Source organism: Monashia sp. HAY1-5C, from assembly GCF_056755255.1.
On record NZ_JBPGXG010000189.1, the window covers coordinates 1 to 6,755 of the forward strand.

7 protein-coding genes are annotated in these 6,755 nt (G+C 71.3%); 3 read left to right on the plus strand and 4 right to left on the minus strand.

The genetic code is table 11. The annotated features are described in order from the left end of the window. The 4 genes from ACR9ZK_RS20000 to ACR9ZK_RS20015 form a co-directional block, all read right to left on the minus strand. A partial coding sequence (locus tag ACR9ZK_RS20000; RefSeq protein WP_481343722.1) for an aldehyde dehydrogenase family protein occupies positions 1–1,147 on the minus strand: 1,147 nt, incomplete at its 3' end. Beyond that, positions 1,140–2,225 (minus strand): homoserine dehydrogenase, encoded by a 1,086-nt coding sequence (locus ACR9ZK_RS20005; protein WP_481343723.1) that lies wholly within the window; start codon positions 2,223–2,225, stop codon positions 1,140–1,142. The genes ACR9ZK_RS20000 and ACR9ZK_RS20005, both read right to left, overlap by 8 nt. Before the next feature lie 31 nt (positions 2,226–2,256). Continuing rightward, positions 2,257–2,577 (minus strand): divalent metal cation transporter, encoded by a 321-nt coding sequence (locus ACR9ZK_RS20010; protein ID WP_481343724.1) that lies wholly within the window; start codon positions 2,575–2,577, stop codon positions 2,257–2,259. A gap of 302 nt (positions 2,578–2,879) precedes the next feature. Next, positions 2,880–3,764, minus strand: a complete 885-nt coding sequence (locus ACR9ZK_RS20015; protein WP_481343725.1) for a helix-turn-helix transcriptional regulator — start codon at positions 3,762–3,764, stop codon at positions 2,880–2,882. Positions 3,765–3,867: 103 nt separating this feature from the next. Here ACR9ZK_RS20015 and ACR9ZK_RS20020 point away from each other — a divergent pair, with 103 nt between their 5' ends. The 3 genes from ACR9ZK_RS20020 to ACR9ZK_RS20030 all read left to right on the plus strand — a co-directional run. Then, positions 3,868–5,175 carry a multidrug effflux MFS transporter gene (locus ACR9ZK_RS20020; protein ID WP_481343726.1) on the plus strand — a complete coding sequence of 436 codons (1,308 nt, stop codon included), beginning with the start codon at positions 3,868–3,870 and terminating at the stop codon, positions 5,173–5,175. Positions 5,176–5,238: 63 nt separating this feature from the next. Further along, positions 5,239–6,261, plus strand: coding sequence for a zinc-dependent alcohol dehydrogenase family protein (locus ACR9ZK_RS20025; RefSeq protein ID WP_481343727.1), 1,023 nt, complete (start codon positions 5,239–5,241; stop codon positions 6,259–6,261). A gap of 236 nt (positions 6,262–6,497) precedes the next feature. Next, the coding region (locus tag ACR9ZK_RS20030; protein ID WP_481343728.1) for a cyclophilin-like fold protein at positions 6,498–6,755 on the plus strand (258 nt) is incomplete at its 3' end.

The following is a 6,755-nucleotide window of genomic DNA, read 5'->3' on the forward strand; positions in this document are numbered from 1 at the left end:
CCACGGGCGCGAACGCTTCGTCCTGCCAGATCGAGCTGTCGGCCGCCACGCCTTCCAGCACGGCCGGCGTGTACAACGAGCCGTCGACGTCGTTGCCGCACAAGAGTGTTGCCCCCTGGTCCAGCGCCGCCGCGACCTTCGCCCGGGTGGCGAGTGCGGCCTCCGGCGTGATCATCGGGCCGACGTCGGTGAGGTCGTCCAGCGGGTTGCCGATGCGCAGCAGCGTGGTGCGGGCGACGAAGGCGTCGCGGAACCGCTCGTAGACGTCGCGGGCGATGAGGATCCGCTGGGTCCCGATGCAGTTCTGGCCCGCGGCCCAGAACGCGCCGGAGACACACGACGCGACGGCCTCGTCGAGATCGGCGTCCGCCATGACGATGACCGGGGCGTTACCCCCGAGGTCCATGGCCAGCTTCTTCAGCCCGGCACTGCGAGAGATCGCCTCGCCGGTCCTGAACCCCCCGGTGAAGGACACCATGCGCACGTCCGGGGCCGAGACGACGGCGGCGGCGACCTCCGCGTCGCCGTTGACCACGGTGACGACGTCCTCGGGCAGGCCGGCCTCGACCAGGGTGTCGACCAACCGCACGGCGGACAGCGGCGTCAGGGCGGACGGCTTGAGGATGACGGCGTTGCCGCCGGCGATCGCCGGTCCCAGCTTGTGGGCCACGAGGTTCAAGGGGTCGTTGAACGGGGTGACCGCCGCGATGATGCCGAGCGGCTCACGGGTGAACCAGCCCTGCCGTCGCTCCGAGCCCTCGTACGCGTCGAAGGGGACCACCTCGCCGGCGTTGCGGCGGGCCTCGGCTGCGGACAGTGACAGGGTGTTGACCGCGCGCGCGACCTCCTTCCGGGCCTGGGTGATGGTCTTGCCGGCCTCGCTGACGATCAGCAGGGCGAACGACTCCGCCCGATCCTCGACCAGGCGGGAGGTGCGTTCAAGGATGGAGGCCCGTGCGGCGCGGGACAGCGAAGCCGCGGCGAGGCGGCCGCTCCTTGCCTGCTGCAGGATGCCGTCGATGGCGCCGGCATGGACGGTTGGCACGGCGGCGATGACCTCGCCGGTGTAGGGGTTGCGCACGGGCACCGTGTCGGTCCCCATGTCTGTGCAGAGGTCAGCGAGGGGCGGCGCGATGGTGTCAGGCATGGAAGGTCTCCTCGAGAGCAGGACGCGTGGGTGCCGTGTCATGGGCGTGGCGCTGGTGGATGGCGATGATGTCCGACAGCAGGGCGTAGGCCGTCTCGATCCGGCCCGCGCCCGGCCCGGACACCGTGACCGTGCCGAGCAGGTCGGTGGTGAAGGCGACGGCGTTCGACGCGCCGCAGACCCCGGCGAGCGGGTGGTGGCTCGGTAGCGCGAGGGGGGCGACACGGGCCTCGACGCTGCCGTCGTCCCGGCGGGTGGCGGAACCGACCAGCTTCCAGTGCAGCCCCTTCGACGCGGCGTCCCGCACCTCGTGCGCCGTGATCGCCGAGATCCCCTCGCACGGCACGTCCTCGCGGCGCAGCCGGGCGCCCAGCACCTCGTTGGCCAGGATCATGACCTTGAGCTGGACGTCGTGACCCTCGATGTCTGCGGTGGGGTCGGCTTCGGCGTAGCCCAGCGCTTGGGCCTCCGCGATGGCGTCCGGCAGATCGACGTTGTCCTCGAGCCGGCCGAGGATGTAGTTCGACGTGCCGTTCATGATGCCCTGGACCCCGGTGATCTCCAGTCCGCGGAGCAGGCGCTGGGCGGTGCGCAGCACCGGGGTGCCGCTGAGCACGGAGCCCTCGAACTCGAAGCCGAGACCGTGTTCTGCTGCCAGCGCCTTGAGTGCCGAACCGGCGAGGGCGACCGGCCCCTTGTTGGTGGTGCACACGTGCTTGCCCGACTCGAGGGCCCACCGCACATACGAGACGGCGGGCTCACCGTCCGTGGGGTTCGTGTAGGTCGCCTCGACGACGATGTCCGCCGCGACCTGCCGGATCACCCACTCGTTGCGCGGATCCGCACTCCCGCCCTCGAAAGCCGCGAAGCTCAAGGCACGAGGCTCGGCGGACAGCACCGGCACGAGGTCGATACCGGCCAGGTCGACGAGGGAGCCGGCTCGCAGGTCCGTGATGGCCACGACGCGCAGCGAGAACCCGAGCCGGGCCGCCAGGTCGTCGCCGCGCTCGACGATGAGCTCGGCGAGCGCGCGGTTGACGCCGCCGAACCCGATGAGACAGAGGTCGTATCGGTCCATGTGTTCACTCCTTGGCACCGGGGCGCACCGTTCACGGTGGCTCTCCGCTGAGATCCTCGACGCCCGACGCGTCAGTGGCCCCATGTCGCAACGGCCAAAGGGCATGCCGGATGGCACGTCGGGGGCACGATCCGTCAGTCCCCCAGCCGCCCGGCGCGGTCACCATGACCTGGCGGTCGCACGTGAGGAGCAGCAACGGCGCGAGCGTTCCCGGGAGGGCGAAGGAGAGCACGATCTGGCTCCAGACGAGCGCATCGGTCGGTTCGACACCCGCGCCGAGGATGAGAGCCGGGATGACCCCGAGCAGGCGGCGATGCAGGGGCGTGATCGGTCGGCGGCCGAAGCCCTGCATGACGACGTCGCCTGTCTGGACGCCGACCAGGGTTGATGCAGACCCGCGGCCGGAAGGGCGAGGATCGTCGCAGCCATCTGGCCGGCGTTGGTCCCCAGGGCCGCGTATGCCGCCTGCATGCTCGAGCGGGCCTCGGAGGGCAGCGCGGCCGAGAAGACGACGAGGCCGATGTCGGCCGCGCCGGCGATGGTCATGGCGACGACGACGGAGTGCACTGTCTGACGGCCCGCCGCCCCAGCGTGGCCTCGTCCCGCGCTTGCGAGGCTGCCGAGTGGACGTGCAGGGCAGGCGGCATGAGGGCGTCAGGCGTTGCGGGCCTCGGCGTCCACCACGGTGGCCGAGGCCGCCAACGACCCCAGGAGGGCCAGTGCCTGCGCGGTCCGCGAACCGGGTTCGGCGGCGTAGATGGTGAGGGTGAGTCCGGGGTCGGAGAGCATGTCGACGCTCTCGTAGGCGAGCTCGAGCTCCCCAACGGCCGTGTGGTGGAACGTCTTGGTCCCGGCACCGTGGAGGCGCACGTCGTGGCTGGACCAGCGACGCCGGAACTCCTCGCTCCGGGTGGCGAGCTCTCCCACGAGGTCGTGCATGAGTCTGTCGTGGGGGTCCCGGCCGGCTTCGGTGCGCAGGATGGCAACCGCGGTGTCGGCGGCGGTGTCCCAGTCGGGGTAGAAGCGGTGGGAGTCCTCGTCGAGGAACGTGTACGACGCGAAGTTCGGGACGGGTCCCCGCGAGCGTTCGTACAGGGAGGCGTGCAGGGCGCGTCCGAGCGGGTTGGTGGCCAGCAGGTCCATGCGTCCGTTGCGGACGAGCGCCGGACCGCCGGTGATGCAGTCCAGCACCCATGTGAGGCTGGGCCGAGGAGTCCACGTCCGGCTGCGACGTCGGGGCCGAAGGATCTCGCTGGTCCCGTCCGCGGCCTGGGCGAGGTTGAACAGGTGGCTGCGTTCGGCGTCGTCCAGGCGCAGGGCGCGAGCGATGGCGTCGAGGACCGAGGCGCTGACGCCTCCCAGGGCGCCTCGTTCGAGCTTCGAGTAGTACTCGATGCTGACCCCGGCCAGGGCCGCGACCTCGCCCCGGCGCAGCCCGGGTACTCGCCGCTGCCCGACGTCAGGGAGCCCGACGTCCTCGGGTGTCAGCTTCGCGCGCCGGGAGCTCAGGAACTCGCGCACCTCCGACCGGTTGTCCATACCCTCGGACGCTACCCGCCCGGCCAGCTCGTGAGGGATGCCCTGCTGGTACACCTCACGAGCGTGACTTCTTCGCGTCCGCGGGCGCCGGTTCCATGGAGGCATGCCACTTCTGCAGGACCACACCAGCACGCGTCCGAGCTCCGCCGCAGTCGGCCCGACGCCCGGTCCCCGGGACTCCTCCGCGCCGACGAGTGCTGCGACGCTGACGGGGTCCGTGCTGGGGACCATCGTTCTCATCACGGCGATCGCACCGTTGGCCACCGACACGTACGTCCCCGCGTTCCCGCTGGTCGGGCGCGACCTTGAGGCGTCGGCGACCCAGGTTCAGCTGACGCTCACGACGTTCTTCGTCGGCATGGCGCTGGGGCAGCTGGTGGGTGGGCCGTTCTCGGATCGGGCGGGTCGCCGCCGCCCGCTGCTCATCGCCTTGGCGGCGTTCGTGGCCGGCTCGGTGCTGTGTGCGCTCAGCCCGACCGTGCCGGTGATGATGGCCACCCGACTGGTGCAGGGCCTCGCGGGCGGATGGGCCATGGTCATCGCCCGTTCCGTGGTCGTGGACCTCACCGACGGCACCCGGATGGTCCGCGCGATGAACGTGGTCGCTGCCGCCGCCGGCACCGCGCCTGTCGTCGGGCCCCTTTTGGGGGCGCTGGTGCTGTCGGTGTCACACTGGCGGGTCTCCTTCTGGCTGGTTGCTGCCCTGGCGGCCGTGATGCTCGCGGCGGTGGCCTTCACGATGCCCGAGTCGCTCCCCGTCGAACGACGCCACGCAGGTGGTCTCGGCCGTCTCCTCGGCGCCACCGGGGAGGTGCTCTCCTCACGCGTGTTCAGTGGGCACCTCGTGGTGTTCGCGTTCTCGATGGGGACCACGTTCGCCTACGTGGCCACCTCCGCGTACGTGCTGCAGTCGATGAACGGTTTCACCCCGTTGCAGTACTCGGTCGATTTCGCCGTCAACGCCGCCGGTATGACGGCTGCGGCGCTGGTCGCCGCTCGGTACGCCCACCGGGTCCCGGCCCGCGTGTTCGTCAAGGTAGGACTCGGTGCCACCGGTGTCGCCGGCGCGGTGCTGGCTGTCGGGGCCCTGTGGTTCTCGATGCCCCTCGCGACCGCGCTGGCGGGCTTCTTCCTCCTCATGACCGCCCAGGGACTGGTCGGCCCGAATGCGGGCGCCCTTGCCTCCGCTGCGGTTCCGGAGCATCCCGGCACCGGGTCGGCGCTGCTCGGCTTCCTGCAATGGGTGATGGCCGGCACCATCGCACCCCTGGCGGGTCTTGGGGGCGAGCACACGGCCGTCCCGATGGCCGCCATCGTCCTGGTCCTCACTGGCGCATCTGCGGCCGCCTACCTCCTTGGCCGACCACACCCCACCCACCGCGTGGGGCCACCGGCGCCAGCCACCCGCTGACCCGGGCTGACGCCGCTGGCGCCTCCCTTCACCGAACCGACACCAATCCGAGAGGAAAGCATCATGCGTGGAGTAGTGATGTACGGTCCCGGCGATGTGCGCGTCGTCGACCGCGACGAGCCCCGCATCGTCGAACCGAGCGACGCCGTGATCCGGCTGACCGCTACCTGCATCTGCGGGTCCGACCTGTGGCCCTACCGGGGCGCAGAACCCGCCGACGGGCTGCCCATGGGCCACGAGTACGTCGGCGTCGTGGAGGAGGTCGGCCCGGCCGTCGAGACCGTGAAGCGCGGAGACTTCGTCGTCGGGTCATTCGTCATCTCCGACGGCACCTGCGAGATCTGCCGCGCCGGATACCCGTCACGGTGCGTGCACGCCGAGTTCGTCCACGGCACCATCGGCACCCAGTCCGAACGGGCCCGCATCCCCTACGCCGACGGCACGCTGGTCGCCACCCCCGGCAGGCCCTCCGACGACCTGGTCCCCAGCCTGCTGGCCGCGTCCGACGTCCTCGGCACCGGGTGGTTCGCGGCCGTCGCCGCCGAGGTCGGACCCGGCAAGACCGTCGCCGTCGTCGGTGACGGCGCGGTCGGGCTCCTCGGCGTCCTCGCCGCCCGCCAGCTCGGGGCCGAGCGCATCATCTCCATGAGCCGCCACGCCCCTCGACAGGCCCTGGCCCGCGAGTTCGGGGCCACCGACATCGTCGAGGAACGCGGCGCCGACGGCGTCGCTCGGGTCAAGGAGCTGACCGGCGGGCTCGGTGCGCACTCGGTCATCGAGGCCGTCGGCACCCAGGAGTCGATGATGCAGGCCATCCGGGCCACCCGCCCCGGCGGCCACCTCGGCTACGTCGGCGTCTCCCACGACGTCGAGCTTCCCGGTGACGAGCTGTTCTTCTCCCAAGTCCACCTCCACGGCGGCCCCGCCCCCGTACGACGGTTCCTGCCCGACCTCATCGACCGCATCTGGGCTCGGCAGATCGACCCGGGCAAGGTCTTCGACCTCGAGCTGTCGCTGGCCGAGGCCGCCGCCGGCTACACCGCGATGGACGAGCGGCGCGCCATCAAGGTCCTCCTGCGCCCGTGACCAGCCAGCGCACGCCTCGCCGAGCAGCCGGCCTGCTGGGAGCTGCGACGGTCCTGGCCGTCGCGGTTCTCACCGGGTGCAGCACCACCGCCGACAACCAAACCAGCGGCGTCGAAGCCGGTCAGTCGCCCGCCGACCCACCGAACCGGGATCGAGCCGGCACCGCCACGACGACCCGGGTCCCGGGCCCCCGCGAATCCAGCAACAGCAGCAACAGCACCCCCGAGGAGGGCAGCATGCAGATAGAGATCCGAGTCGGAGACGAGCTGTTCACCGCCACCGTCGACGCCACTCCCGCCGGCCGCGACCTGCTGGCCCAGCTCCCGCAGACCCTGCAGATGCGTGACCACGGCGGCGTCGAGAAGACAGGACCGCTCCGGGCCCCACTCAGCCTGGACGGCCAACCCGCCGGTGCGGACCCCAGCGTGGGTGACCTCGGGTACTACGCGCCCGGCAACGACCTCGTCTTCTACTACGGCGACCAGTCCTACTAC

What these genes read in the sequence shown, in the direction of transcription:
- ACR9ZK_RS20005 (WP_481343723.1), bottom strand. Translation starts at nt 2,225, where the DNA reads ATGGACCGATACGACCTCTGTCTCATCGGGTTCGGCGGCGTCAACCGC.
- ACR9ZK_RS20010 (WP_481343724.1), bottom strand. Translation starts at nt 2,577, where the DNA reads ATGCAGGGCTTCGGCCGCCGACCGATCACGCCCCTGCATCGCCGCCTG.
- ACR9ZK_RS20015 (WP_481343725.1), bottom strand. Translation starts at nt 3,764, where the DNA reads ATGGACAACCGGTCGGAGGTGCGCGAGTTCCTGAGCTCCCGGCGCGCG.
- ACR9ZK_RS20020 (WP_481343726.1), top strand. Translation starts at nt 3,868, where the DNA reads ATGCCACTTCTGCAGGACCACACCAGCACGCGTCCGAGCTCCGCCGCA.
- ACR9ZK_RS20025 (WP_481343727.1), top strand. Translation starts at nt 5,239, where the DNA reads ATGCGTGGAGTAGTGATGTACGGTCCCGGCGATGTGCGCGTCGTCGAC.